We start from the raw sequence: 25,750 nt of genomic DNA on the forward strand, positions 1-25,750 counted from the left end.
AGCCCGCCAAACGGCGGACTCGTAAAGAGTTCATTAAGAGTTGAATGAGTTTGCGATCAGATCGCGGTGACGACGATGGCGTCGCCTTCGGGCACCAAGGTCACCTTGAGGCCGCAAGCCTGCGCCAGCAGCCGCGTGTAGTAAGGCTGCACGGCATGGGCATCGATGCTGCCAACTTGTTCCGAGGCCAGCATATCGACGATGGCCTGCGGCAGGCGCGCGTTGAGGCCTGCGGCCGTGATCTTGAAACCCTGCGGCTCACCTTCGCCGATGCCATCGATCTTGAGCACGCCGCCGCGCGGAATCGTCTGCTGCGCGATTACCAGCATGTTGAGCAGCAGCTTGACCTTGTTCTTCGGCAGCAGAAGCCGCGGCAGATTCCATTCGATCTTGGTCTTGGCGTCTTCAAGATGACCGCGCGACATGGTCTGCGCGTCGCCGAGATCGATCTGCGCGCCCGCCGAGCCGGCGGCTCCGAAGGCGAGCCGGCAGAACTGCAAGCGGGCCGATGCGGTCTTGGCGCTCTTCCGGATCAGATCGAGCGCGAATTCCTTGTCTTCCGGCTTGGGATTGTCATCGAGCACTTCGAGCCCGTTGACGATGGCGCCCACGGGGCTGATCAGGTCGTGGCAGACCCGCGAGCAGAGCAATGCCGCGAGTTCAAGGGCATCGGGGGCCGGACCTGGCGTGGGAGTGTCGGACATGAAATGCGCTCCTGGGGCCACACAGAATGAACGGCGAATCAAGCATTTGCTTTACGGTTAGATACACCGCAGATGGTGGCGCGACCACACTAGGGCTGGCAAAGTCCACCGGCGCAGCGCCCAAGCGTAGAAATGAACGGGGATGACATGCAGGGGATCAAGGCTTCCCGATGACGGATGATTCGCTACCTCGCATGGATGCCGCGCGGGCTGTCAGCCTGATGGCGCCGCTGACCGAGCTCGCCGCACAGGCCGGCGCAGCTATCCTCAAGGTCAACCGCACTGTCATGACCGTGGATGGCAAGGCGGACGGCTCGCCCGTGACCGAAGCCGATCTCGCGGCCGACCATGTCATCGGCGAAGGACTGGCCCGGCTGTTTCCGGGAATCCCGTCGCTGTCCGAAGAGCGTCTCCATCTCGCCACTCCTCCCTATGCCGGCACACTGTTCCTGATCGACCCGCTCGACGGCACCAAGGAATTCGTCGCCGGGCGCCAGGAGTTCACCGTCAATATCGCATTGATCGTCGATGGCACTCCGCTGCTGGGTATTGTCGGTGCCCCTGCCCTCGGGCTGATCTGGCGCGGGCTGGTCGGACGCGGCGCCGAGCGTGTCGAACTCGCACCAGACCTGTCCATCCGCAAGGTCACATCGATCCGGACCCGCGCAGCGCCCGCTGCGGGCGCAGCGTGGACCGCTGCGGTCAGCCGTTCCCATGGCGACCAGCGAACCGAGGCTTTCATCGCCAGCCGCCCCGGCGCTGTCAGACAGGAGTTCGGCTCGGCGCTGAAATTCTGCCGCGTGGCCGAGGGCCAGGCCGACATCTATCCGCGGCTGGCGCCGACTTGCGAATGGGATGTGGCCGCCGGTCATGCCGTGGTGGTGGCCGCAGGCGGCAAGGTGACCGACACCTTTGGCAAGGCGGTTCGCTTCGGCGGCAACCGGGAAGACTTCATCGTGCCGGAATTCATCGCCTGGGGTGATCCCACCGCGAGCGCGCGCGGCTGAACCCGCACTATTTCGCCAGGATATCCTGCACGCCTGGCCAGCGCTTGCGCGCGCCGGGCAGATATTTGGCCGGTGCCGCAGCAAAGGCGTCGCGGGTCTCCTCGCGGCCGAACAGATAGAGGCGTTCGCCCGCAATGAGCCACAAACGCGGATTGCCGGCGAAGGCGACCCCGCGGGCGACGTCGACGGGATCATAGCCACCGAATTGCGGACCGTAGATGTCCGGATGAGCGGCGAAGGAGGCGCGATTGCCCTCGTTGCAGAAGCGCCAGACCGTGCCCTCTTCCGACATTTCGAAGTCCGGCTGCCCCAGCGTCGGGCGGCCTTCGGTGAAATAGGCCACCGGATCGAAACCGCTGATTGCGAGACCCGTATATCGGTCAGTGACCACGCGCTCACTGGTCGCAGCCTGCGCGCCCGCCGGGACCAGAGCGGCCGCCAGCAGCAGAATCAAGGCAATTCCACGGCTCCAGCCTGACAATTCCCGCCGTTGTGCCGTCATAGTTGATACCGATAGTATAGGGAGTCGGGGACAATGACTGCAGAGTTAAACCGTGCTTCTCAGCATCCGGTTAAAGCCGCGGTCGCAAATTTGAAATACCAGGGGTTCTTTTCATGACCTTCGCATCACGCCTGGCAGCGGTCGCGCTAGCCACGTTCACGCTCGCCTTCTCGCCGGCTTCTGCGCAGCAACCACCGCGCGGCCAGGCCGCACCGGACACCTATCGGTCCGAAGAACTCATGACGGCCGGACACCGGTTTTTCGGCAATGTCTCGCGCGGCCTCGCTTCGGTGATCGAAAAGGCCGTCAGCCAGTGGGGGCTGCCGAACGGTTATATTCTGGGCGAGGAAGGCAGCGGCGCGATCGTGGCAGGCCTCCGTTACGGCGAAGGCACGCTCTATACGAAGAATGCCGGCGATCTGCGCGTCTACTGGCAGGGTCCTTCGGTCGGCTTTGACTGGGGCGGCGACGGCGCCCGCACCATGACGCTGGTCTATAACCTGCCCGCCACCCAGGCGATCTATCAGCGCTTCGCCGGTATCGACGGCTCCGCCTACATCATCGGCGGCTTCGGCATGACGGCACTGACTGCCAACAACGTCGTGCTGGTGCCGATCCGTTCGGGTCTCGGCCTGCGGCTCGGCGCCAATATCGGCTATCTCAAATATACCCCCAGCGCGACCTGGAACCCGTTCTAAGCCCTCGGTCGCGCGGTCGTGCGATCAAGCGCTTCTGAACGGGCGAATAAAGGTTAACGAGGCGTTACGCTGTCTTTGCCGGCGGCCCCATGGCATGGTAACCGCTGCATTTTGAGAGCGTGGGAGCATTCGTCATGGTTGAACCGATCATGTATCTGGCGATCGGTTTTCTGATCTCGATGCTCTGCGGCCTGATGATCATGCCGCTGGTGCATAACCGCGCCGTCCGCCTCACCACCCGCCGGCTCGAAGCCGCGACGCCGCTGTCGATGGCGGAAATCCAGGCCGACAAGGACCAGCTGCGCGCGGAATTCGCCATGGCGGCACGCCGGCTGGAAATGAGCGTCGACCAGCTCAAGAACAAGACCACCAGCCAGCTCGCCGAACTCGGCAAGAAGTCCGACGCCATCAACCGCATGAAGCTTGAGCTCGGCGAAAAGAACGCCACTATCTTCGCGCTGGAAGCCCGTGAAGCCGCCGTGAAGGAAAAGCTCGGCCTCACCGAGGCCGACTTCACCAGCAAGACGGAAGCGTTGCGCGCCGCCGAAAAGGCCCTGAGTGACAAGCAGAGCGAACTCGCCAAGCTGAACCACGACCTCTCGGACCGCTCCATGGTGGCCGACACCCGCCAGGTCGAGCTCATCGCCGTGCGTGCGCAGGTCGAGGAATTGAAGGGCCGTGTCGGCGATGCCGAAAAGGAATTCGCCAATACGCAGCACCGGCTGGAGCTGCAGCGCGGCGAATCCGACACCGCAACACGCGAACTCACTGAGGCGCGCGCGCGCGTCGAGAATCTCAGCCAGCGCGTGACTGATCTCGATCAGCAGCTCACCATCCAGGTGCGCGAAGCCGAACAGCTCGGCGCCCGCGTCACTGATCTCGAGAGCCAGCTCTCGACCCAGACCAAGATCCTCGCCGAGCGCGATTTCGAGAACAGCCAGTTGCGCCAAGCCAATGAAGCCGCCGAACAGATCGCGCGCGACCTGCGCGTCGAGCTCGCCGCCATGAACGGCGCCAAGGGATCGCCTGTTCTCGAGAAGCTGCGCGCCGAGAAGGCCGCCGTGGAGACCGAGCTCGCCGCCGCCCGCGAGGAGCGCGCCAAGCTGCAGCGCGACCTCAACGGCGTCCATCAGCAGGCCGAGAGCGCATGGGCCACCGAGCGCATGGAAAACGCGCTGCTGCGCGAGCGCATCAACGACATCGCCGCCGAAGTGGCCAAGATGGCCATGACGCTGGAAGGGCCGAATTCGCCCATCGAGGCAATTTTGGCCGCCGCTCCGGCGCCCGCGGCCCAGCCGCGACCGGCCAATGACGCAGGTTTCGCCCCCAACAGCACCCTCGCCGACCGGATCCGGGCGCTGCAGTCCCATGCCTCCCGCGCCACGCAGCCGGGCTAAATCGCGGGCCAGGAACCCAAATGGCCCGCCCGGCCGGATGGGGAGACTTATTGTGCGGAGTTATTGTTAGAACTTGCGGCAGGGTTTGCTTGACACCCCCGCCCCCTATTCCCTAAATCGCGCCACTGACGTCAGTCCCCGCCGGGCCATTACCGCCCGGCCTTTTGGTCTGTACGGCATCCCGGGCGCATAGCTCAGCGGGAGAGCGTTCCCTTCACACGGGAGAGGTCCAAGGTTCGATCCCTTGTGCGCCCACCACCTAACTACTGATTTTCCTTATCTTTTTTTTGAATTAGGTACGATCGTTCCCGGCAACTGCCGGCAGAACGATACGCAGCACGCATCCAATCGGGGATAACTGCGGAGTTTTTTCCGGGAACGTTCTCGGCAGCACTGCTAGTCATGAGCCTGCAGCAACAGCGTCGCACACACGGGCGAGTTCAAGCCCTGGACTCGCAACCACCGGTACCGACATTCGCTGATTGTGGCCATCTGAAGCGGACAGTCCCCTGCATCCCGAACGCAGCGCACATCTTCTAAGATGTTGATTTTTCTCGCTGTGGCAGGTGTTTCCGCCACGTTTTGTTCGCAGTCATTCCGCCCAATTCGTCCCGGTGTTCTCGGGGGGGAACGGAAGCAACTGCTTTGGAAAAGTGGGTGATGCACAACCATGACTGTTCTCACCGCCGCCTGATGGCCAGCACGCGTGATTTCAAGCGTTCACGATTATGCGTGAGCAGCCCCTCGCGAGAATAGCTGCCGCATCTTCGGCGCCGCAGCCGTGATAGGTCCGAATAGTCGCAGGCAGCAGCGCCAGGCCGAGATATAGAATACAGTGGCTTTCGGAGGCCTTCCCGCTTCCTCACTCAATCCGATGCAACCCGATAGCACTGTTGAGGATCGTCGGCGACTTTCGCAGCGTGGCAACGTCACCCCAGAACACTGATCTTCCGCGCTCGAGAACGAGTACGTTGTCGCAAAAGTCGAGCACCGTATCGACGTGCTGCTCGATTAGGATGCATCCGAGACCACGATCGGCTGTCAGACGTTTGATGGCGGCCATCAATTCATCCGCGACGACCGGCGCAAGGCCCTCCAGCGGTTCGTCGAGCAGCAGAATGCTCACATCGTTCATCAGTGCCCGTGCGACGGAAAGCATTTGCTGCTCACCGCCCGACAGATCGCGACCGCGATTCCGGCGGCGCTCGGCCAAGCGCGGAAAAAGATCGTAAGCTTCGAACAGATGATCTCGGGACCGGCCATTCAGCCCGGCTTCGAGATTTTCTTCCACGGTCAACGTCGGGAAGATGTCCCTCGTCTGCGGTACGTAGCCGATGCCAAGGCGCGCACGCTTGAACGGTCTGAGGCGCCGCAGGTCCTTGCCGTCAGCCTTCAGATTGCCACCACGCAGTTCGGCAAACCCCATCGCCGTTCCCAACGTCGTAGTCTTTCCGGCACCGTTCCGGCCAACGATGCCGACGCGCTCGCCTTGCTTCACGCTCAGGGAGACGCCTTCGAGGACCGTGGCACCCGCATATCCCGCCGATACATTGTCCAGTACGAGCTCACGCATTGGCATGCTGCCGCCTTCCGAAATAGATTTCCTTGACCCGTTCATCGGCCGAGATTTGCGCAGGTGTCCCGACGGTCATGATCTCACCCGCCACAAGCACGACGATCTCTTCGGCAAAGCGGAAAACGAGGTCCATATCATGTTCGATGAAAAGGATCGCCAAATCCGTTGGCAGTCGGCCGATCGCGCGCATGATGATCGAGCTTTCGCTCTTTGGAACGCCCGCAGCCGGCTCGTCGAGCAGAAGCACCCTCGGCCGCCCGGCGAGCGCCAGTGCCATCTCGACCAGGCGCCGTTCGCCATATGCCAGTTCCTCGATCCGGCGGTCGGCTAGCGGCTCAAGGTCCAGCATTGCAAGGGCCTCTTCAACGCGCGCGTTGATGCCCGGCTCACGCGCGACGTCGAGGAAGAAGCGCATTGCGATCCCCTGCTGCTGGATCACCGCAAGCCGTATGTTATCTGCCACTGTCAGGGGCCGGAAGACACGTGTCACCTGAAAGGTGCGGAGCAATCCATTCCGAGCCCGTTCGGCCTGCGAAACGGCCGTGATATCCCGACCGAAATAGCTGATCCTTCCGGAACTTGGGTCCAATGCCCCCGTGATCATGTTGATCAGCGTGGTCTTGCCCGCGCCGTTGGGGCCGATCAGCGCAGTGCGAGCGCCCACCTTCAGCGACAATGAAATGTTGGAGGAGACCGCCAGCGCGCCGAAGTTCTTGCAGAGCCCAGTGATCGTCAGCGCATCAGACATTTGCGACCTCCTTCCGGGCAAATCGACGCCGCAAAGCAATTACGCTGTTGACGACGCCTCCGGGAGCAACCAGCACTACAACGATCAATATGACACCAATGGTCAGCATCCAACGGAACGGATCGAGTTCGGCGGCGACGTGGTGAATCGTCATGAACAGCAACGTCCCGATCAGCGCCCCCCACAATCGCCCTGTCCCGCCAAGGATCAGCATCACGAGCGCTTCAGCGGAAGTCGTGAAGCTGAGGCTGTGAAGACCGACTACCTGAACCGTTTGTGCAGATAAAGCGCCTGCGATTCCGGCGAACAGACCACCCAGCCCGTAGGCCACGAGTAGATGCCGCTTGACGTCGCATCCCATTGCCGACATCCGCAAGCGATCCTCGCGTATGCCGACGCACGTCAATCCGAAGGCTGACCGCATGACGAGGCGCAGGATGAACATGCTGATTGTCAGGACGGCGACGCTGTAGACGAGCGCCGTCCGACCGGTAAAGTCGAATTCGAAGATGCCGAGCAGCGGCGACATCTCGATTCCGGAAAGGCCGTCGTCACCTCCGGTCAACCAGCGCGCTTTGTTGGCTATCTCGAGTACGATCTGGGCGACAGCAATGGTCATCATGATCAATGACAGTCCCCGGGCCCGCAAGACGATCGTACCCGTCAGCAAGGCGACTGCACATCCAACAATCCCGCCAACGAGTAGCCCGCTCAACGGCTCGGACACGATCTTCATGGCATAGATGCCGGCGGCGTAAGCGCCGAGGCCGAAAAATGCCGCATGGCCCAGCGTCACGATTCCCGCATAGCCGACGACCACATCAAGAGCGAGGATCATGAGCGACGTTGTCGCGATCTGGGTCAACAGTCCGAGCTGACTGGGAAACAGATAAGCCAGCAGCGCGGCAGTGGTCGGAATGATGAGCAGTTCGACGGGCCATTGGCGTCGTTGGACGGCGAGCCGCATCATGCCTCCTCCGACCCGAACAAGCCCAGCGGCCGGATGCTGAGCACCGCGAGCATCGCCGCATAGGTCAGCATCGATCCATAAGCCGGGAGCAAATATTTGCAGCTCGTATCGACCGTGCCGAGCAACATGGCAGCGCCGAGCGATCCCCAGATGTTTCCAAGACCGCCTACCGCCACCACAGCGAGAAATAGAACAAGATACTTCATCGGATAAAATGGCTCGATCTGCATGATCTCGGCGCCGAGGATGCCGCCGAACGCGGCCAAGGCGGCACCAAGGCTGAAGGCGATGGCGTAGAGCGCGCGGCTATCGATACCGAGCGCCTCCGCAGCGGAGGTGTTGTCCACGGCCGCACGTAGCCGCACGCCGAAACGCGTATACTGGAAGACCATCCAGATCAGGAAAACGACGCAGATCCCACTGAATACGACCAGAATGCGATGCGTCGGGATCACGCGAAACCCGATATCCGTCGATCCCGACAACAGCGGTGGCAATTGAACGGATTTGAGCCCGTCGCCAAACAGGACGCCCGTGACGGCAATCCCGACGAATACGACACCGATGGACAGCAATACCTGATCCAACGGTCCCCGCGCATAGATGAACCGATAGATCGTTCGTTCGAGGACGAGGCCAACGACAGCCACGCCCAGGACCGCGGCCACGACCGCAATCGCATAGTGAACGTGCAGATTCTGCATCGTCCACCAGGTCAGGTATCCGCCCAGGACAGCGAACAGACCATGTGCGAGATTGACAACCCGCATCAGTCCGAGGGTGACCGATAGTCCCACTGCGATCATGAACAGCGTCATGCCGTATGCGGAACTGTCGATCAGAATGCTTGCAGCAAGTTCCAACAATTTACCCTCGCTCTCGAGTGCGGCCTGCTACTTGGCAGCAGGAGCTGCGCCGTAGTCCGGTTGATCGGCGTAGATCTGAATCTCTTCGTTGATCAACTTTCCAGACTCGTCACGCTTAACGTTGCGGATGTAGACGTTCTGGATGATGTCCCGCGTCTGGGGATCGATAGAGATCGGACCGCGGGGGCTCTCCCACTTGGCTCCCTTGATCGCTGCCATCGCTCCTGCGGGATCGGCCTTGCCGCCGGTCGCCTTGATCATCGTGTAGAGCGCACGCGTTCCGTCGAACGCCGAAACCGTCGCCGGATTTGCGATCGCGCCGGGGAACAGCTTCTCAAGCCGCTCGACAAAGGCCTTGTTTTCGGGCGAACGGTGAGCACCGGAATAGAAGTATCCGGTCTCCAGACCGATGGCCGGATCACCCAGGGCCTGCAGATCGGTCTCTTGCGTCTCTGCGGTACCGAGGAAGCGTACGCCGCTCTGGCGAAGCCCGTTGTCGTTATACGCTTTCACAAAACCGAACGTCGGAGGACCGAACGGCAGGAAGGTGAACAATGCATCCGGTTTTGCCAAACGAATGCGCTGCAGGAACGGTCCGAAGTCGGTCGTGGACAAGGGCATCCGGATGGACTCGACGATCTCCCCTTTTCCTTCCTCGAATGTCCGCTTGAAGGCGGTTTCGGCGTCGATGCCGGGTCCGTAGTCACTGACGATCGTGATCACGCGCGAGATGCCCCTTTCCAGCGCGCGTTTTGCGACCGGCACGGTGACCTGCGGCAGGGTATTGGACGTACGAACAAAATAGTTCGACTTCGAGACGACAACCGATGTCGAGGCGTTAAAAATCACGGTCGGAATCTTGGCACTCTCGATGATCGGAGCGACCGCCAGGGCATTCGGCGTGAAGACGAAACCGGCGAGATACTGGACTTTCTCACCCGTGATCAGTTCCTGAGCGAGCGACCGCGCCCGTGCCGGATCTCCCAGTCCAAGATCACGATAGACGAATTCAATCTTCGTATTCGGCGCAGGGTCGCCGTTCAGGGAGACGAATGTCTCAATCCCCTGACGGAACGGCGTTCCGAACGCGGACGCAAACGGTCCCGAGAATGGTCCGATTACGCCGACTTTCACCGTATCCGCCTGGGCTGCCGAGCCTGCAACCACCATCGTCAGAACGCACACGAGTTTTCTTAAACTCAACATATTGATCTCCTCCCTCTGTGACGCCTTGAGCCTTTTTGTGAAGGCTGGCTTTGATTTCGTTTCGATCTTCGTAGTGCGATTCTGTTAGACGCTATGGATGTGCCTCCTCACGCCTGCATTGCCGTAACTGAACCGCTCATCGCCGGCAGCGTACCTTGTCCATGTGCATCCTCATCGGATTCGCCAATGGACGATCGAGCAGCACTGAGCGTGTTGGCCAGAAGGCAAGCGATCGTCATCGGGCCGACCCCTCCGGGCACGGGCGTGATCGCTCCCGCAACCTCGATTGCCTCGTCGAATGCCACGTCACCAACAAGGCGCTCCGTTCCGGAAGACGATTTGATGCGCGTGATGCCGACGTCGATCACCGTCGCCCCCGGCTTGATGAATTGCCCGCGGATCAAACCGGGGACGCCCGTTGCGACCACGAGGATGTCCGCTTCCCTGCAGCGGCGTTCGAGATCGGTGGTCAGGACATGTGCGACGGAAACCGTACATTGCTCCTGCAGCAACAAGCGCGCCATCGGACGACCGACAACGTTGGATGCCCCAACGACAAGCGCGCCGAGGCCCGCCACGTTGTCATGAACGGAATGGATCAGTCGCATCACGCCCAACGGTGTGCATGGCGTGAGTGCGCCCTTCATTCCGGTGGCCGTTCGTCCAACATTCAAGGGGTTGAAGCCATCCACGTCCTTGCCGGGATTGATGGCGCTTACCACCCTGGCGGTGTCGATATGCGAAGGAAGCGGAAACTGGACGAGAATGCCGTGGACGCGATTATCCGCGTTGAGCCTCGCCACCAGGTCCAGGAGTTCCCGCTCGGTCGTCGCAGCATCGAGTATGTATTGCTGCGACGACATCCCGACGGATTCGGTCTGCCGCACCTTGTTCGCAACATAGACGTGACTTGCCGGGTCCTCGCCGACAAGGACCACGGCGAGACCAGGCGGCGGCGAGCCGTCGGCGACGAAGGCAGCGACCCCGGCCGCCACCTCCGCCCGGACGTCTGCTGCTATCGCCTTCCCGTCGATGATGCGCGCGGCCATGGCGCTTACGCTTTGGACAGATCGGCGCGCCGATTGTCCTTCTTGTAAGGAGCCGCGGCGACCTTTGCGCGGATCTTCTTCTGGCGCTTGCCTGGTTCACCCCACAACACTTCAACTTCGGTGCCGATCTCGGCATGAGCGACATCGATCGTGCAGAGCGACAGCATCTCGCGGAAGTAATAGCTATAGCCACGTGACGTGGTTACGCCGACATCCTTGCCGCCGATGAGTACGCGGTCGGCATACATGAAACCACGCTGATCACGCGGCATTTCCATGTACTGATAGGGCTCCTGCTCCTTTTGGAACAGCGACGCATGGACGTCGCTGACATCCTCTCCGTTCCACACCAATGTACGAATGATGCGGCGCGGATTGGCGACTTCCTCCTCGAGCGCAGCACGCCCGATGAAATCGTGATCGAACTTGACGGTCTTCCCCCAGCCGAGTTCCACGGGGCTGCGATACCAATCCCGGATGTCGTCCGACTGAAAGCTGCCGGCAACGTTGAAGGTCGACGCGAAGCCGGGCATCGCTCTGCGGAATTCGTCCTGATAGTCCTTCATATCATCGTCAAAAATCGCAGGCATGTAATCGGTAACGATGGTCGGGAAGCAAGCTTCGAGGTGGTTGATGAAGATCGCGCGACCGCCGAGTTTGCGGAGGCCGAATTCCTGACCGGCCGAAATGATGGCGTCATAGACCTGCGTGGCGTGGCTGGTCGGCCCCTGCAATTCAAAGCCGATCTCACCCGACATGCCCTGACGCAGAGCCAGCATCTTGCAGCCGGCGATCTCGATCTCGCCGGAATGCATGAACTTCACGTCTCTCAGCGAGGTCTTCGCCACCTTCTCGAGCAGCGCCAAAGCGGTCGGACCTGCAACCTGAAAGTTGAACCAGTCGTCAGCCTGAGAGGTCACGTTGTAGTTGCCGCGGAGCCGATTGTACTCGACCCAGAACGTGCCGCGACCAAACAGCATGAACTCGTCTTCCGACAAGCGGCTGAGAATACCTTCCGCGATGACCTTTCCGGCCTTGTTGGTATGGACTACGTGCTTCGATTGCAGAATATCGAACTTCTGGAAGCTGCTGACCGACGTGTCCGAGAACAGCTTCAGCGCATCCGGTCCCTTGAAACGACGCTCCCACAGGAACGACCAGTCGCCGATGGAGCAAGTCTCTTTCCAGGACATGCTTTCGTCGATCCAGTCGGTGTATTCCGGAAGGCCCCAGCGCGAGGTGAAGTAACCTTCGGGCGTCTTGCGCAGATCTTTGGTGTGCATGGTCGTTGTTCTCCCTGTTTGTCAGTCGGCGAAGACAATTGTGCGTTCGCCATTGATGATAAGACGGTCTTGGAGGAACAGGTGGACGGCGCGCGACAGCACGCGACGCTCGATGTCCCGCCCCTTGCGGACCAGATCTTCCGGCGTATCACGGTGACTGACCCGCTCCACGTCCTGTTCGATGATCGGCCCTTCATCGAGATCGCCGGTGACGAAGTGAGCCGTCGCCCCGATCAGTTTCACGCCGCGCGCATGCGCCTGGTGATAGGGCCGCGCGCCCTTGAAGCCGGGAAGGAAGCTGTGATGGATGTTGATGCAACGCCCGGACAGATAGCGGGCGAAGTCGTCAGACAGGATCTGCATATAGCGTGCGAGGACGATGAGATCGGCGTTCGTATCGTCAACAATCTCTCTGATCTGCGCTTCCTGATCGGACTTGGTCTCTTTCGTAACGGACAGATAGTGGAACGGAATATCGCCAACCAAACTGACGTTGAGCGAGGAGCGTGGATGGTTGGAGATGATGCCCACAACATCCATGTCAAGCTCGCCAAGCCGATGCCGGTACAGCAAGTCACCAAGGCAGTGATCGAATTTTGAGACGAGAAGAACGACCCGCTTTCGTTCGGAGGAATCCGTGAGCCGCCACTGCATATCGAACTTCCGGGCGATATCGCCGAAGCTCGCCCTCACCGCCGCCGCGCCAGCGTCTTCGATTGCCACCCCGACTCTCATGAAGAAGCGGCCGCTCATGGCATCTTCCATCTGCGCCGCCTCGACGATGTTGCCGCCGCACTCGAACAGGCAACGGGACACGTCCGCGACGATGCCGGGTACGTCACGGCATGACAGGGTCAAAGTGTATTGTTGGGGCACACCCAGTTCGGACTGCAGCGACAAGTGAGCTCCTCAAAACCAAACCCGCGGACCAAGCAGCGGCTTATGCCTCTGCAATCGCGGTAGAATTCGAATTCGGGGGAGCGCGCGCGTGGCCGACTAGCCCATTTCCGGGCTGGCAAGATCGGCTTGAACGTTTCCCCTGATGGCCCGCTGGAGGGCTTCTCGTGGTCAATCTAGCCAGATCGCCGTCATTGAAAATCCAGTATTATCTGATACGAGATATCACTGTGATGGATATCCGACGTCTGGACCTCAACCTGCTGCTTTTGCTCGACGGGCTGTTCAAGGAGCAGAACCTGTCGGCCGTGGCGCGCCAACTCGGCATGAGCCAGCCCATGGCCAGCGCCGGGTTACGAAAGCTTCGCGAATTCTTCGGAGATCAGCTCTTTCTCTCGACCGGACGCGGCATGCGGCCGACGCCGTTTGCAGAATCCATAGCGGGACCGGTGCGGACAGTGCTCTCCACGGTCGATCATCATATCTTGCGGAAGCCGCACTTTTCGCCTGCGGAAAGCGATCGTGTCTTCACGATTACCACGACAGATATCGGCGTATTGATCTTCATCCCGCCGATATTGCAACGGATCCGGGCGGTCGCTCCGAATGTCAGCCTTCGCTGCGTCGCGACATCGCATGAGCATTTGGAAGATGCGCTCGAACGCGGCGAGATTGATCTAGCAATTGGCTACTTCCCCGACCTCATCGGCCCCAACATTGTCACGGAGGATCTTTTCGATCATCCCTTCACATGCATCGCCCGAAGAGACCATCCTGCAATAGGAGACAACCTTTCGCTCGATCAGTTTCTTGCGGCGGACCACATTGTGGTGAGCCAGCAGGGTCGTAGCCAAGAGATTTTTGAACGACGCATCCGTGAGCTGAAGCTGCAGCGCCGCGTCGTCCTTCATTTGCCCCATTTCATGAGCGTGCCGCAGTTGGTCGCGACAAGCGACATGATCGCAACGGTGCCTTTCTCGCTGGGAGCTTGGTACGCCAACGCCGGTCTCAAGTTGATGCCACCGCCAGTTTCCATCCCGCTTATCGAGCTCAAACAGCACTGGCATCGTCGGATGGATAACGAACCTGCGGTTCGCTGGCTGCAATCGATTGTAGCCGAAGAATTGCGCGATCGTGACCCCGCGCTCGCGATGTCCGCAGACTATGCTAGGTCGCGCGCAAAAGCTGCAGCGCTGGCCGCCGCCATACCCCCAGACGGAAAATCGCGTTACCGTTGAACGTGCAAATGCGTTCATCGGACGAGCCGAAAGAACTTGCGGACGTCTGTTACGTAGAGATCCGGCTATTCGAAGGCGGCAAAGTAACCGCCTTTCCCATCTCCGACCAGTGCCGGATGTTACTGAATGAAGTTTGCATCCAGCTCCTAACCGGCGTGATGACCTCCTGCGGGTAGACTATGACTCCAGTCGGAACATTGACGATCTGTGATACGTTGGGCTTACCCGAGCTTTCTCAGGCGGCAGCGATACGGTCAACGCCCCATCCGGTCGCGCTGCGCGGTTTCTCCGAGAAGCCGAAGCCAGGCAGGCGCTCATATCGTTGCTCGGCACTCTGGATACATCAGCTTCGCTGGCCCGGCATCACCGGACGCGCTGGCGACGACGCGCTTAGCTTCCAGCTGGGTAGATTTTGGAAAAGTGAGGTTCTGGATGACCTCCTGTCGGAGGGACCAAAGGTCAACATCCCATGCCGGGCTGAGTGTCGAAAAAACTGCGGAAAACGCCGTAAAGCCCCGATAACATACTGATTTTATTACGGTAGGTGTCGCCATCACACGGGAGAGGTCCAAGGTTCGATCCCTTGTGCGCCCATCATTTAAGCCCGTGATTGCTGGGCTTTTTTCGCTCCCAACTTTTCCTGATAAATAACTCAGCACAGAACGATGCGCGGACGATGCGCAACGATCCGTGGAATGTGCTCCCCTCTCGTTCGCTCGGGGGCTGGGATGAAGATCACGTGGGATGAATAGTGCGGCTCGTTTGATGGCCGCCCGTCGATGTTGATCAAGCGCCTGCTGGATCGCTGGGGCTGGCGTGTCTGGGAACAGAGCACGTAGACAGATAAGGGCGGTGGAAGAAAGTCGGTGAACACCTCGCCCAGCGCGTTTTTCGGCGAGCTTGCCCAGGTAAGATCTCCGACATGCTCGGGAATATCCGCAATCCGCACGCGATCTCATAAGGCCAAGTGGCCAACCGGGATGGCACGTCGGAAAAGTGCGCTGACGCGACCCATTCAAGTCTGGATGACCGCAATTGCCGTGCGCGTCGCGTTGCAGCTTCATGTTAAAATATCGGTGTGGATTCGCGATGCAGCCTTTCACCCTGTACCTACGAACACTTAAGCAGACGAGCTCATGAACCCGCTTGACAGCCCCAATTCCAGGCCAGCGCGTCTGGCAGCGCATTCATCGCCGCAAGGAATTGCGGCTGATCTTGTTGCCGTGCTGGTAGCCGTGACCTCGGGTGAGCCTCGTGTTCTAACGATCCAGGATCAGCGCGCCCTGCCCTCCGGACCTTTCGAACTCGCCCATCGTTCGCTGCAATCGGGGCTACGTGCCTGGGTCGAACGGCAGACACGGTTGCCGCTCGGCTATGTCGAGCAGCTCTACACCTTTGCCGATCGTGATCGCGCTGGCACCACTGCGCAGCATGTCATCTCGATCAGCTATCTTGGCTTGACACGAGAACAACCGACACTTGGCGAACACGAGGCCAGATGGCGCGGCTGGTATAATTATTTCCCCTGGGAGGATCATCGTGACGGCCCACCGCCGCTGGTGGAGAAAGCTCTGCAGCCAGGGCTCAAAGCCTGGGCTTCCGCAGCATCCGATCGGGCGGCGCAGCGTGCTCGTCGGCAGCGCGCCGCCATGCTCTTCGGTTTCGAAGAGCACAGCTGGAACGAGGAACTGGTTCTGCAACGGTACGAACTATTATATGAGGCGAGACTGATCCCGGAGGCGACACGCGGAAATTCCTCAGCATCCACGTCTACCCGTGCGGCTCTATCGAACACGCCGGGTCACCCCATGATCCTGGACCATCGCCGGATTCTGGCCACTGGAATTGCAAGACTCAGGGCCAAAATCAAATACCATCCGGTCGTATTTGAATTGATGCCGGACACATTCACGCTGCTGCAATTGCAACGCTGTGTTGAGGCGCTGGCGGGACGGCAAGTGCACAAGCCGAATTTCCGCCGTCTGATCGAGCAGCAGGAACTCGTTGAAGAAACTGGCGAAACCAGCCAGGACACCGGCGGACGTCCGGCAAAACTCTTCCGCTTTCGCCGTGCCGTCCTTGCGGAACGCGCCATCACCGGAACCAAACTTCCCGTCTCGGGGGCTTGACAATCCTTATACTCGATTACAGTATAATATATGCTCAATGAGAGTATATATCATGCTGTCGATACCTGAACTGCGTCCTTCGGAACATCTCTATGCGAAAGTGCGCCACGCGATCCCCGCGATCGAATGGTCGATGCTGTCAGAAGATATCGACGCGATCATCGCGTTGAAGAAGAGCCGCAACGCGGTCATCCTTGCCCACAATTATCAGACACCGGACATCTTCCACTGCGTCGCGGACATTGTCGGCGACAGCCTCGCTTTGGCGCGCGAAGCGACGCACGTGGAGGCAGACGTCATCGTTCTCGCCGGTGTTCACTTCATGGCTGAGACGGCCAAATTACTCAACCCGTCGAAGACCGTGCTGATTCCCGATCGCGGTGCCGGCTGCTCGCTTGCCGACTCCATCACGCCCGAGGACGTGAGGCTGCTGCGGCAAACTTATCCTGGCGTGCCTATCGTAACTTATGTGAACACCTCGGCCGCGGTGAAGGCAGAGTCGGATATCTGCTGCACCTCAGGCAATGCCAAGGCGGTGATCGAGTCGCTTGGCGTTGAACGCGTGATCATGCTGCCGGATGAATATCTGGCCAGGAACATCGCTGCCGAGACAGCAGTGAAAGTGATTACCTGGACCGGTCATTGCGAGGTGCACGAGCGCTTCAGCGCCGAAGAGGTGCGGCAATTGCGCGAGAACCACCCCGGTGTTGTCGTATTGGCGCACCCGGAGTGCCCGCCAGAGGTGCTGGTGGAGGCCGATTTTTCCGGCTCGACGGCCGCCATGTCGTCCTACGTCGCAAGCAAACGACCACCGCGGGTCGTGCTTCTGACGGAATGCTCGATGAGCGACAATGTCGCCATCCAGTACCCGGACCTCGAATTCATGCGTCCGTGCAATCTTTGTCCACACATGAAGACGATCACGCTCGGCAACATCCGTCACGCGTTGGAGACGATGCAGCACGAGGTCACGATCGACGACAGTGTTGCAGCGCGCGCACGCCTCGCGGTCGAGCGAATGCTGGCCGTCACATGACAGCATTGCACGATACGAACGGCGCTCCCGTCATCATCGGCGGCGGCATCGCTGGCCTCATGACCGCCCTGGCGCTCGCGCCGCAACCGGTGCTGCTCCTGACCGGCGCGCCGCTGGGCTCGGAATCGTCGAGCACACTCGCGCAAGGCGGTATCGCTGCCAGTATCGGGGCGGATGATAATGCTTCGCTGCATCTGGCGGACACACTCGCCGCCGGTGACGGCTTGTGCGACGAAACCATCGCGGCCTCTATCCTCGCCGCAGCGCCCGCAGCGATCGAACAGCTGGCGCGGCTCGGCGTCATTTTCGATCGGGATGCCTGCGGCAAGATCATCCTCGGCCTCGAGGCCGCGCATTCGCGCCGCCGGATCATCCATGCCGGGGGTGACGCAACAGGCCGGGACGTCATTCGAGCCCTGGTCCGCATGGTCCGCAAGACGCCTTCGATCATGGTGATCGAGGGAGCCACGGCACAGCGCCTGGTCGTCGAAGACAATGCAGTGGTGGGTCTTCTCGGCCATACCGGCCCGGGACCCGTGCTCTTTGCCACCGATCGTGTCGTCATCGCGACCGGTGGCATCGGAGGTCTGTTTCTGCATGGGACAAATCCGGCTGGATCCTTTGGCCAGGGCCTCGCGCTCGCAGCACGCGCTGGCGCCGTCATGGGCGATCTTGAATTTATCCAGTTCCATCCGACGGCGCTCGACAGCAAGTCCTCTCCACTGAAGCTCATCAGTGAGGCCGTACGCGGAGAAGGCGCGATCCTGGTCGACGAAAATAGCGATCGCTTCATGGCCGGTGCCCCCGGCGCCGAGCTTGCGTCCCGCGATATCGTTGCACGTGCCGTCTGGCGGCACATCGCGGCGGGGCATCGGGTTTTTCTCGACGCAAGGGGCGTGAAGAGACTCGACTTTGCGCGGCGGTTCCCGGCCATCACGGCACTTTGTCGCGATGCAGGAATCGATCCGGTTACGCAGCCAATCCCAGTCCGTCCCGCTGCGCACTACCACATGGGCGGCATACTGGTTGACCGGACCGGGCGGACCTCCGTCGACGGTCTGTGGGCCTGCGGCGAAGCTGCCTGCACCGGCCTGCATGGTGCAAACCGGCTTGCCAGTAATTCACTCCTCGAGGCGGCCGTGTGTGGCGGCTGGGTTGCCCAGAATATTGCCGCAACGACCTCCATCCGGCGGCGGCAGCCAATGTTGCCCGGTGGAGTAACACACAGCGACCCAAGTTTGGTGCGCCCTATTCTGTCGCGTGCCGCAGGCGTATTACGCGATGGCGAAGGCCTGCGTGCCGCCGCTCGCGCGCTCTATCCCCTCGCGATCTCGCAGCAAGCTGCAAGCGACCCCGCAATTGTCGGCCTGATGATCGTGATCGCTGCCTTGCGCCGCCAAGAAAGCCGCGGCGCGCATGCACGCACTGACTTCCCGAAGCACACGAGTCTGGCACAGCGTTCGACGCTGCGCCTTGATGATGCGCTTCAAGCCGCGCGAGACGACATCCCGGAACTCGTCGCCTAACCTAAAGGATCGCCATGACGCCCTCGCCGCTCCCCCATGTCATGATCGAGCCATTGGTTCGCATGGCGTTGCTTGAAGATCTCGGACGAGCTGGAGATCTCACGACCGATGCGATCGTGCCAGCCGGCCGACGCGCCACGACACTTCTTGTTGCGCGCCAGCCCGGCGTGGTGGCCGGGCTCGACCTCGCTCGACTCGCCTTTCAACTGATCGATCCCGCGATCGAGATGCATATCGAGCGCAACGATGGCGCAGTTCTGGCGCCCGGTGACGTGATCGCTACGATCACCGGCCCCGCGCGAGGTATTTTAACTGCTGAACGGGTTGCATTGAATTTTCTGTGCCGCCTGAGCGGAATCGCAACGGCAACGGCATCTGTGGTTGCAGCGGTCCGCGACTACCAGACGAAAATTGTTTGCACGCGCAAGACAACGCCAGGGCTGCGCGCCATCGAAAAATATGCGATCCGCGTTGGCGGTGGCAGCAATCACCGGTTCGGCCTCGACGATGCCGTGCTCATCAAGGACAATCACGTCGCCATCGCCGGCAGCATAGCCGAGGCGTTGAAGCGGGCGAAAACCGGTGTCGGCCATCTGGTCAAGATCGAGCTCGAAGTCGACACGCTCGATCAGCTGCGCGAGGCGCTCGATCACGGTGTAGACGCGGTACTCCTTGACAATATGGATCCACCGACGCTCACGGAAGCCGTCGCGATGGTCGCAGGTCGGGCGGTCACCGAAGCCTCTGGCCGCATCACACCCGCGACAGCGCCGCACATCGCTGCGACCGGCGTCGATCTGATCTCAATCGGCTGGCTCACCCATAGCGTCGGCGTTCTCGACATCGGGCTCGATTTCAAACCGGATGATCGGAAGATGTGAGGAAGGTTGTTGATGCTGTTGTGGCCGAACTCAATATCAACGGAAAGCTTCAGCAATTGTCCGATTGCAACTTTGTACCAGTAGCTTCGTCGATCCCGCGCCGCACGGCCTTCGTCCTCTAGCCAGCTCCTCTCGGGAGACCAAAAGCAGATCTTTTCACGGCTCTGCGACAAAATGAACATCCGATCGGCAACGGCATCGTCACGTTCTAACTTCGCGAGGCGATGTTCCTCAGTGCCTGAGGATTGAGAAGGACAAGTGTACGACTCTTGACCAGAACCCAGCCGCGGTCTGCCCAGGCGGATATGATTTTATTTGCGCGCTCCCGCGAAATGCCCACCATCTCGCTGACGCTCTGCTGTGTCATATTCACAACGAGGGAGCCGTCCATGCGCAGATTCCGCTCCGCAAGTCTGACAACGATATGAGCAAGACGCGCCTCGAGGCCGTGAAGGATCACCTCTTCCAGATGCTCGCTTGTCCATCTCAGGCGGGCGCATAACAGATCAATGAACTTTGCAGCCAAAGCCGGCTCGGTTCGAACCAGGGGAATCAGATCGCGCCGCGCAATTCCCCAGACCTCACAATCACTGTTCGCGATCGCATCTGTTGTCCGGTCGAGGCCATCCAGAACGGCAATCTCACCAAATGTCTGACCGGCACCAATCAGATTCAAGACCACGCTCTTTCCGTCAGGAGAGGATGCACACATCCGCACCGAGCCCTCCACAACTCCGAACAGGCACGTCCCAGGGTCTCCGCGTCGAAAAACATAGTCTCCCCGTTCGAAGGTCTGGAAAGACGCCCGCTGAAACAGCTGGGCAATCGTTTCGGGCGCGAGGTCGCTGAAGATCGCGTTCTTACGTATTGCCGCCTGGCGGCTCGCAGATCTCGCTGCCTTCGCTTTCGACACCGCGGTGTCCCCTGTGCTCCACACGGCCCATAATTAGGGTCTGTTTGGACGTCCGCACCGATCCAGCCGGCCAGCCCCGAGCCGCACAGCCAGTGGTGAGCCTGGACCCGGCGCCTTCGTGTCTCCTGTTCTCGCTATGCGCTGTACGTCCGGACGATCGCAGGCAAGCTGCGAGATCATCAACTCCGAGATCAATCGCGTCACCTGGGGAGCCGCCACACTTGTCCCATTCATCGTCACAACGGACCCACTGCGCGTGCCCGCGGCGAGCAGATTTCTGTACACTGACGACTCGTCTCCGACTGCCGACACGTCGGGGCTGCGGATTGGGGACGCGCCACCCGCAGTCGCGCGTCCTCCGCCCCCCGAATATTCGCTGACATCCTTGTCACTGCGACGATATGCACCCGCAACGATCGCGCGCGTTCCTGTTGCCAATGCGTTGATTGTACTTTCCCTCCGGACCGGACTGGAGCCCTTGTCGTCTTGCTCCAGTCGTCCGGCAAGATCGAAACGCACGTAATCCTCGTCTTCAAAGCGAGATTGTCGCCCTGACAACGGATAGCCAAACGGCGTGTCGCCGCGCTGAATCCAAACATCGACTGTCGTTGCTGCCCTCTTGTTTTTGAACTCGATCAGCCACGTCCCCGACGGCGCCGTACGTGGAGGAGTTGTAAAAGCAATGGTGGGCGCCATGGCAAGGAATATCTGTGATCGCTCCCCGACTGTAGCATCGTATTTCGCGAAGAACCGGAGCCGGCCTCCTACGCGCCACTGCCAGTTCTGGTTAGCCCCGATCCAGGGACTACGCTGGTTCGTCGGAGTGGTAATCCTTATGGCGATTTCGGGCCGGGACTTCTCTGTTGGCTGTTTGGGCAGCCAGAGCTCCATAAAGCTGTTGGCCTTATCGTCAGGCTGCACGCGCCACTTCAAGCGCTCGGGCTGCTGGCTACGGACTGACGCCTGAGACAGTTCGACGAAGGCATGACATCGCGCCAGATAGTGATTTCCGGCCGGCAGAACGACCCTGAGCGGTGCGGTGCGTGACGCTATCAACTGATCAATCGCAGCTTCCAGCTGTGACGTGCCGTCGTGCGGGCCTGCAATGGTCCCATAACTCAAATTGATGACCACAGGGATTGGCCCCGTCCCTTCAGCGGCCGAAATCTGATCCGCACGGCTCAGCACATAGGAGATGGCGGCGTAGACATTCGGAGTCAGGAATGCGCCCGACGTCTCCTCTGTCACCCACTTCGGCAATTGAACGCCGATAATATAGGGAAGGCTGGGATCTTCAGGAACCGCATGCTTTGGATCGCGCCCGCAGGCGATATCCATGACATGCGTTCCGTGCTTAGCGCGGCGAGCAACCAGCTTCTGGCCGGCCAACCGATAGAACTCATCCTCATCCAGCAGTCCAGTATGCGTGCAGGACGTCAGCAGCCGATTGATCTCGTTCTCCTGCAGCTCGCGCCCCCAGCCGAAGCCCGTCGGCATGCCTGTATTTGTGTGATCATCCTGGTTCCAGAAGTACTTCACCCGTGATCGGCCATTCCGAAAGCGGAATCTCTCATGCGCGAATGCCAATCCGTCATCGATGATCGCAACAATTGCCCGTCGCGACGGCCTTGTGGCAAGCAACGGCTGCTCGATCGGGTCCGTCTTCTCGAACAGATGTGTCGTCGGCGTTCCAAGCTCGATTCGATTGATCGAGGGCAGCAGGGGCGCAAACCGTTTGGCCTCTCCGCGCGATACGTTGCCACCAACAATTGCGGAAAGAGCCTCGCGCCTTGCGATCGCCATACAGCATGTTAGATCGGCACCTCTCAGCGAGGGCGGCGCCCCTTGATAGACCGCAGGAATTCGAATGGACTGATCCAGCCCCGAGCTCACGACGGAACGGGCAAAGGCTTCCGCGGGTCCATCAAGCTCCAACAAGACCCAGAACCACTCACCCGGCAGATAGGCGAACTCGGTCAGCACTGCCCATTCGAGATAAGGCGAAACCCGCTTCTGTCCTTCTGCCATAACGCACACCTCGCGAATGCGATCGCCCTACCGCCATTACCTAGCAACTACTTCACCTCTGCCAACGCCGCGTCCCACAACCACTTCAGAATCGGTGATACAGCCGGCGGCGTGGAGGCAAGAAAATCGACATAGGGCGGATCGATCAGGGGACTCGGCTTTTCCTGCCCGTTTGCTGGATTATAGAAATCATGGAAATCGAAATCCTGAGTAGCTGCGTATCGCCCGCCGTCAAAACGCCAGGCGTTGAACCTCGACCCACCTTTCGCCCGCAGAATGAAATAGCGGGCAAGTGACAGTCCAAGCACCTGACCGGCCGCAGTGTCGACCGGGAAATGGACACCCGCCACTGTGCGGTTGACCGCTATGCGGGCCGCCTGTCGCATCAACTGCTCACCCAGTTTCGGTTCGCGCCCGTACAGCTCCCACAGGATGCGCGCAATCATGTGATTTTCGGTTGAATGACCGCTCGGAAATGTCCCGTGGCCCGGCGTTAGAATGATCGGTTGAACCTGAGACGACAGCTCATATGGTCGCCAGCACGCCAGAGCATGCTTGATGCGCATTTCCACCGCGGTCGCAAACCGAAGCGCAGCATCGAGCAGCTCGATCGTCTTCTTGGTGCGCTCCGGATGCAAGTTCACGACCGAACTCCAGAACGCATATTGAGGACCGAGCTGGGTCACGATTTCTGAAACACGATCCTCGCGAAGATCGGAATATTGATCCAGAAACTCTAGCTGTCCTTTAAAAGTGTCGACCGGCGGGCGAATCAAAGTCGCTATCCGGCTCGATTTCGCTTTGGGGGACGGATCTGTCGCTGTGGTTTGAACGTGGAACTGCCAGACCGTGACCGACTTCTCGCTCGGTGTCCGGGAGACGTTCTTGCCCTGATGCTTATAGCTGAATCTCTCTGAGTGGCTCGTAAAATGGAGGTGCGACAGCAGTTCGAAGTCGATTACCGCCGCACGCACCCACGGCTCCCAGAGCGCGAGGTTCTTCTTGTCGTCCAGCGCACGTGGCGACCGATTGACGGTCTGACCGAGCCAGCTTCCGACGATACCGTCGCGGTGCTTGACGAGTGCATCGGCAACCAGCGGCGATCCATAACTGCCGTAGGGCCCAGCGCCAGCACCGCCTGCACCTCCGGCACCGCCCGCTCCCCCAGCACCACCGGCGCCGCCTGCGCCCCCCGCACCTCCTGCGCCGCCTTCAGGACCCATCGTGCACATGTTTTCGCTCCCGTTCTGCTAATTCGGTACACCAGCTCCCTGCAATGCGCTCGACCAGATGCGGCCGGTTTCATATCCCCCACTGGGGTGACGCTCGCGATATTTCGCGACCGTCAAGCCCGGCTCGAGTTTCATCAACTCGGTCACCGTCTTGCGCGCCTCTTGATGAAGGCCGAGTTGCCATTGCGCGATCGCCAGCGCGCGAAACGTAGATGTATGCGTGCGATTTGCGCGCAACGAACGGTTCGCAAGATCGATGGCACGCTTATATTGCCCGGCGGAGAGCGCAGCCGTTGCGGCCAAGGAATCGTAGAAATATCTGTGAGGGTCCAGCGGCGACAGTTTCAGCGCGTGCTCGGTGTGTTCGACTGCCGACTTTCCAGCATCCTTGAAGGCAAGAAGCGTTCCCTTTAGCAGCCACGCCATCGCATCGTTGGGATTGACGCGCAGCGCGAGGTCATACTGTTCCTGCGCGACGTCAAACTGTTTCAGCAGATTGGTATGAGCAAAGCCCATAACCACCAGCGCGAGGGAACAGCGCGGATCGGCACTCAGCGCTCGCCGCCCGCAATCGAGCGCCAGTTGCGTATCCGCACTCCAGTCATCGGTCCATCCCTGCTGGACCCGCAATATGTGCCACTTGGCCATCCATGCCCATGGTACGGCCTGGCGGGGCATACGCTCGGTCAGGACCTGGAGCATCTGACGCGACCTGTCAAAATCCTGCACCGAAAGGCGATGCATGAGTGCGATCGCCCCCATCAACAACGTGTAGCTCTCGACGGTCGGGAGTGATTGCGACTGCGCGCGTTCAAGCTCGCGCGCCATGATCGCCAAGCTGACCGCCGTCACAATACCCGCGACAGCACCGTCCTTTCCGCTGATCAAAGCTGTCGCGCTACAAACGAAGGAATCAGACCAAACGATCGTCAGATTCGACGAAGATGCCAGTTCGAGGTTCACCCGCAACTTACTTCCGGCCTTGCGGTAAGAGCCCGACAGAACGTAGTTCGCCGTCAAATAGCTACTGATCTCCTCGACCGAACTATCCCGCCCGCGAAAGACAGACGTCGACAGGCGCGAGATGACGTTCAGCTCCGATGAACGCGAAAGCGCGGATATGACTTCGTCGGCGAGCACTTCGCCAATGACCCGATGTTCCGGACCATCATCCAGCCCGGTAAAAGGCACGATCGCGACAGTGGCGCGCAACTTCGGCATTGATACAGCACCTGGCTCGATCACGGGTCGCGGCCCTGGTGGGCCGACACGATACGCTCGAACGGGTTCATGCACATGTTTAAGGTAACAAGCTCCCAAATCCTCGACGTCGGCATCCAATACAGGCACGAGTTGGTCGCGAACATCGGCCGATACAACAATTTCCCCCGGCCCCGCTAAACCTGTGAGTCGGGCTGCAAGGTTAACGTCAGCCCCGTAAACATCGTGCTCGTCGGCAAGAAGATGACCGACGTGAGCTCCTTCACGGACGAGGATATACTGATCTTGCGGAACGCCTTCATTGATAACCGCACACGCATTCTGGACTGCAAAGGCAGCTTTCACCGCGAGGGGAGATTGAGGGAATTCCATCAGGAGCCCATCCCCAAGGCTCTTTACAAGCCGCCCCTCGAACCGCGGCAAGATATCTTCATCTATCATTTTAACGAGTTTACGCCATCGCTGTACGGTGCTGGCCTCGTTCTCTTCCATCAATCGCACGGACTCGACCACGTCCACGAAGAGCAGTGTGCGCACCACCCATTCCGGATTCTCGAATGCGAGTGAAGCGCTTGATCTAGCCATCAGCCTCGCTGGTCACTGTTCTGATCCGCACTCTTGTGCACTAATGCGCACAAACTCG

22 protein-coding genes and 1 tRNA gene are annotated in these 25,750 nt (G+C 60.2%); 9 read left to right on the plus strand and 14 right to left on the minus strand.

Annotation, left to right across the window (positions count from 1 at the left end):
• Positions 1–56: 56 nt before the first annotated feature.
• A complete protein-coding gene (gene chpT / locus BLW80_RS26010; RefSeq protein WP_068737134.1) occupies positions 57–704 on the minus strand; it encodes a histidine phosphotransferase ChpT in 648 nt (215 codons plus the stop codon).
• A gap of 170 nt (positions 705–874) precedes the next feature.
• Between chpT and cysQ the strand changes: the two genes are divergently transcribed.
• On the plus strand, positions 875–1,711 hold the full coding sequence (gene cysQ, locus BLW80_RS26015) for a 3'(2'),5'-bisphosphate nucleotidase CysQ (RefSeq protein WP_093760986.1): 837 nt from the start codon (positions 875–877) through the stop codon (positions 1,709–1,711).
• 7 nt (positions 1,712–1,718) lie between these two features.
• On the opposite strand, the gene BLW80_RS26020 is transcribed toward cysQ, so the two are convergent.
• On the minus strand, positions 1,719–2,213 hold the full coding sequence (locus tag BLW80_RS26020; RefSeq protein ID WP_093760988.1) for a YHS domain-containing (seleno)protein: 495 nt from the start codon (positions 2,211–2,213) through the stop codon (positions 1,719–1,721).
• Between the two features lie 113 nt (positions 2,214–2,326).
• On the opposite strand from BLW80_RS26020, the gene BLW80_RS26025 reads away from it, so the two are divergent.
• The 3 genes from BLW80_RS26025 to BLW80_RS26035 all read left to right on the plus strand — a co-directional run bounded on the left by BLW80_RS26025 (position 2,327) and on the right by BLW80_RS26035 (position 4,566).
• Entirely contained in the window at positions 2,327–2,911 is a 585-nt protein-coding gene (locus BLW80_RS26025; protein WP_089267524.1) for a DUF1134 domain-containing protein, read from the plus strand.
• A gap of 134 nt (positions 2,912–3,045) precedes the next feature.
• Positions 3,046–4,308 (plus strand): coiled-coil domain-containing protein, encoded by a 1,263-nt coding sequence (locus BLW80_RS26030; protein ID WP_093760990.1) that lies wholly within the window; start codon positions 3,046–3,048, stop codon positions 4,306–4,308.
• A 183-nt stretch (positions 4,309–4,491) separates the two neighbouring features.
• Positions 4,492–4,566 (plus strand) — tRNA-Val (locus BLW80_RS26035).
• A 604-nt stretch (positions 4,567–5,170) separates the two neighbouring features.
• Here BLW80_RS26035 and BLW80_RS26040 read toward each other — a convergent pair.
• The 8 genes from BLW80_RS26040 to purU form a co-directional block, all read right to left on the minus strand.
• Positions 5,171–5,881 carry an ABC transporter ATP-binding protein gene (locus BLW80_RS26040; protein ID WP_244528442.1) on the minus strand — a complete coding sequence of 237 codons (711 nt, stop codon included), beginning with the start codon at positions 5,879–5,881 and terminating at the stop codon, positions 5,171–5,173.
• The gene (locus BLW80_RS26045) at positions 5,874–6,632 is read right to left on the minus strand and encodes an ABC transporter ATP-binding protein (RefSeq protein ID WP_093760994.1); all 759 of its coding nucleotides are present in this window, start codon (positions 6,630–6,632) and stop codon (positions 5,874–5,876) included. The genes BLW80_RS26040 and BLW80_RS26045 overlap by 8 nt, the downstream gene beginning before the upstream one ends.
• Positions 6,625–7,602: a branched-chain amino acid ABC transporter permease gene (locus BLW80_RS26050; protein ID WP_093760996.1), complete on the minus strand. Its 978-nt coding sequence runs from the start codon at positions 7,600–7,602 to the stop codon at positions 6,625–6,627. Before BLW80_RS26050 ends, BLW80_RS26045 begins: the two co-directional genes overlap by 8 nt.
• A complete protein-coding gene (locus tag BLW80_RS26055; RefSeq protein ID WP_210185351.1) occupies positions 7,599–8,465 on the minus strand; it encodes a branched-chain amino acid ABC transporter permease in 867 nt (288 codons plus the stop codon). The genes BLW80_RS26050 and BLW80_RS26055 overlap by 4 nt, the downstream gene beginning before the upstream one ends.
• 30 nt (positions 8,466–8,495) lie before the next feature.
• A complete protein-coding gene (locus BLW80_RS26060) occupies positions 8,496–9,674 on the minus strand; it encodes an ABC transporter substrate-binding protein (protein ID WP_093760998.1) in 1,179 nt (392 codons plus the stop codon).
• Positions 9,675–9,781: 107 nt separating this feature from the next.
• Positions 9,782–10,723 (minus strand): bifunctional methylenetetrahydrofolate dehydrogenase/methenyltetrahydrofolate cyclohydrolase FolD, encoded by a 942-nt coding sequence (folD, locus tag BLW80_RS26065; protein ID WP_093761000.1) that lies wholly within the window; start codon positions 10,721–10,723, stop codon positions 9,782–9,784.
• Positions 10,724–10,728: 5 nt separating this feature from the next.
• Positions 10,729–12,006: a glycine cleavage T C-terminal barrel domain-containing protein gene (locus tag BLW80_RS26070; RefSeq protein ID WP_093761002.1), complete on the minus strand. Its 1,278-nt coding sequence runs from the start codon at positions 12,004–12,006 to the stop codon at positions 10,729–10,731.
• Positions 12,007–12,027: 21 nt separating this feature from the next.
• A complete protein-coding gene (gene purU, locus BLW80_RS26075; protein WP_244528443.1) occupies positions 12,028–12,906 on the minus strand; it encodes a formyltetrahydrofolate deformylase in 879 nt (292 codons plus the stop codon).
• A gap of 164 nt (positions 12,907–13,070) precedes the next feature.
• On the opposite strand from purU, the gene BLW80_RS26080 reads away from it, so the two are divergent.
• From BLW80_RS26080 to nadC, 5 genes are all read left to right on the plus strand, one after another.
• Positions 13,071–14,141, plus strand: a complete 1,071-nt coding sequence (locus tag BLW80_RS26080) for a LysR family transcriptional regulator (RefSeq protein WP_244528444.1) — start codon at positions 13,071–13,073, stop codon at positions 14,139–14,141.
• A gap of 1,136 nt (positions 14,142–15,277) precedes the next feature.
• Complete coding sequence (locus tag BLW80_RS26090) at positions 15,278–16,270, plus strand: NUDIX hydrolase (protein WP_093761006.1); 993 nt, start codon at positions 15,278–15,280, stop codon at positions 16,268–16,270.
• A 52-nt stretch (positions 16,271–16,322) separates the two neighbouring features.
• Entirely contained in the window at positions 16,323–17,306 is a 984-nt protein-coding gene (gene nadA / locus BLW80_RS26095; protein ID WP_093761199.1) for a quinolinate synthase NadA, read from the plus strand.
• On the plus strand, positions 17,303–18,832 hold the full coding sequence (locus BLW80_RS26100) for an L-aspartate oxidase (protein WP_093761008.1): 1,530 nt from the start codon (positions 17,303–17,305) through the stop codon (positions 18,830–18,832). The genes nadA and BLW80_RS26100 overlap by 4 nt, the downstream gene beginning before the upstream one ends.
• Positions 18,833–18,846: 14 nt before the next feature.
• On the plus strand, positions 18,847–19,713 hold the full coding sequence (nadC, locus tag BLW80_RS26105) for a carboxylating nicotinate-nucleotide diphosphorylase (protein WP_093761010.1): 867 nt from the start codon (positions 18,847–18,849) through the stop codon (positions 19,711–19,713).
• A 208-nt stretch (positions 19,714–19,921) separates the two neighbouring features.
• On the opposite strand, the gene BLW80_RS26110 is transcribed toward nadC, so the two are convergent.
• From BLW80_RS26110 to BLW80_RS26125, 4 genes are read right to left on the minus strand one after another with little or no spacing between them, the layout of a single operon-like run.
• Entirely contained in the window at positions 19,922–20,626 is a 705-nt protein-coding gene (locus tag BLW80_RS26110; protein WP_158550512.1) for a Crp/Fnr family transcriptional regulator, read from the minus strand.
• Positions 20,627–20,659: 33 nt separating this feature from the next.
• Positions 20,660–22,654: a S8 family serine peptidase gene (locus BLW80_RS26115; RefSeq protein WP_093761012.1), complete on the minus strand. Its 1,995-nt coding sequence runs from the start codon at positions 22,652–22,654 to the stop codon at positions 20,660–20,662.
• A gap of 47 nt (positions 22,655–22,701) precedes the next feature.
• Complete coding sequence (locus BLW80_RS26120; RefSeq protein WP_093761014.1) at positions 22,702–23,886, minus strand: phosphatase PAP2 family protein; 1,185 nt, start codon at positions 23,884–23,886, stop codon at positions 22,702–22,704.
• Between the two features lie 18 nt (positions 23,887–23,904).
• Positions 23,905–25,644 (minus strand): adenylate/guanylate cyclase domain-containing protein, encoded by a 1,740-nt coding sequence (locus BLW80_RS26125; protein ID WP_210185352.1) that lies wholly within the window; start codon positions 25,642–25,644, stop codon positions 23,905–23,907.
• Positions 25,645–25,750 lie beyond the last annotated feature (106 nt).

The organism is Tardiphaga sp. OK245 (genome assembly GCF_900108575.1).
Lineage (GTDB): Bacteria > Pseudomonadota > Alphaproteobacteria > Rhizobiales > Xanthobacteraceae > Tardiphaga > Tardiphaga robiniae.

Bases quoted from the DNA above. Each gene is read 5' to 3' on its own strand.
- chpT (WP_068737134.1), bottom strand. From the start codon at position 704: ATGTCCGACACTCCCACGCCAGGTCCGGCCCCCGATGCCCTTGAACTC.
- cysQ (WP_093760986.1), top strand. From the start codon at position 875: ATGACGGATGATTCGCTACCTCGCATGGATGCCGCGCGGGCTGTCAGC.
- BLW80_RS26020 (WP_093760988.1), bottom strand. From the start codon at position 2,213: ATGACGGCACAACGGCGGGAATTGTCAGGCTGGAGCCGTGGAATTGCC.
- BLW80_RS26025 (WP_089267524.1), top strand. From the start codon at position 2,327: ATGACCTTCGCATCACGCCTGGCAGCGGTCGCGCTAGCCACGTTCACG.
- BLW80_RS26030 (WP_093760990.1), top strand. From the start codon at position 3,046: ATGGTTGAACCGATCATGTATCTGGCGATCGGTTTTCTGATCTCGATG.
- BLW80_RS26040 (WP_244528442.1), bottom strand. From the start codon at position 5,881: ATGCGTGAGCTCGTACTGGACAATGTATCGGCGGGATATGCGGGTGCC.
- BLW80_RS26045 (WP_093760994.1), bottom strand. From the start codon at position 6,632: ATGTCTGATGCGCTGACGATCACTGGGCTCTGCAAGAACTTCGGCGCG.
- BLW80_RS26050 (WP_093760996.1), bottom strand. From the start codon at position 7,602: ATGATGCGGCTCGCCGTCCAACGACGCCAATGGCCCGTCGAACTGCTC.
- BLW80_RS26060 (WP_093760998.1), bottom strand. From the start codon at position 9,674: ATGTTGAGTTTAAGAAAACTCGTGTGCGTTCTGACGATGGTGGTTGCA.
- folD (WP_093761000.1), bottom strand. From the start codon at position 10,723: ATGGCCGCGCGCATCATCGACGGGAAGGCGATAGCAGCAGACGTCCGG.
- BLW80_RS26070 (WP_093761002.1), bottom strand. From the start codon at position 12,006: ATGCACACCAAAGATCTGCGCAAGACGCCCGAAGGTTACTTCACCTCG.
- BLW80_RS26090 (WP_093761006.1), top strand. From the start codon at position 15,278: ATGAACCCGCTTGACAGCCCCAATTCCAGGCCAGCGCGTCTGGCAGCG.
- nadA (WP_093761199.1), top strand. From the start codon at position 16,323: ATGCTGTCGATACCTGAACTGCGTCCTTCGGAACATCTCTATGCGAAA.
- BLW80_RS26100 (WP_093761008.1), top strand. From the start codon at position 17,303: ATGACAGCATTGCACGATACGAACGGCGCTCCCGTCATCATCGGCGGC.
- nadC (WP_093761010.1), top strand. From the start codon at position 18,847: ATGACGCCCTCGCCGCTCCCCCATGTCATGATCGAGCCATTGGTTCGC.
- BLW80_RS26115 (WP_093761012.1), bottom strand. From the start codon at position 22,654: ATGGCAGAAGGACAGAAGCGGGTTTCGCCTTATCTCGAATGGGCAGTG.
- BLW80_RS26120 (WP_093761014.1), bottom strand. From the start codon at position 23,886: ATGTGCACGATGGGTCCTGAAGGCGGCGCAGGAGGTGCGGGGGGCGCA.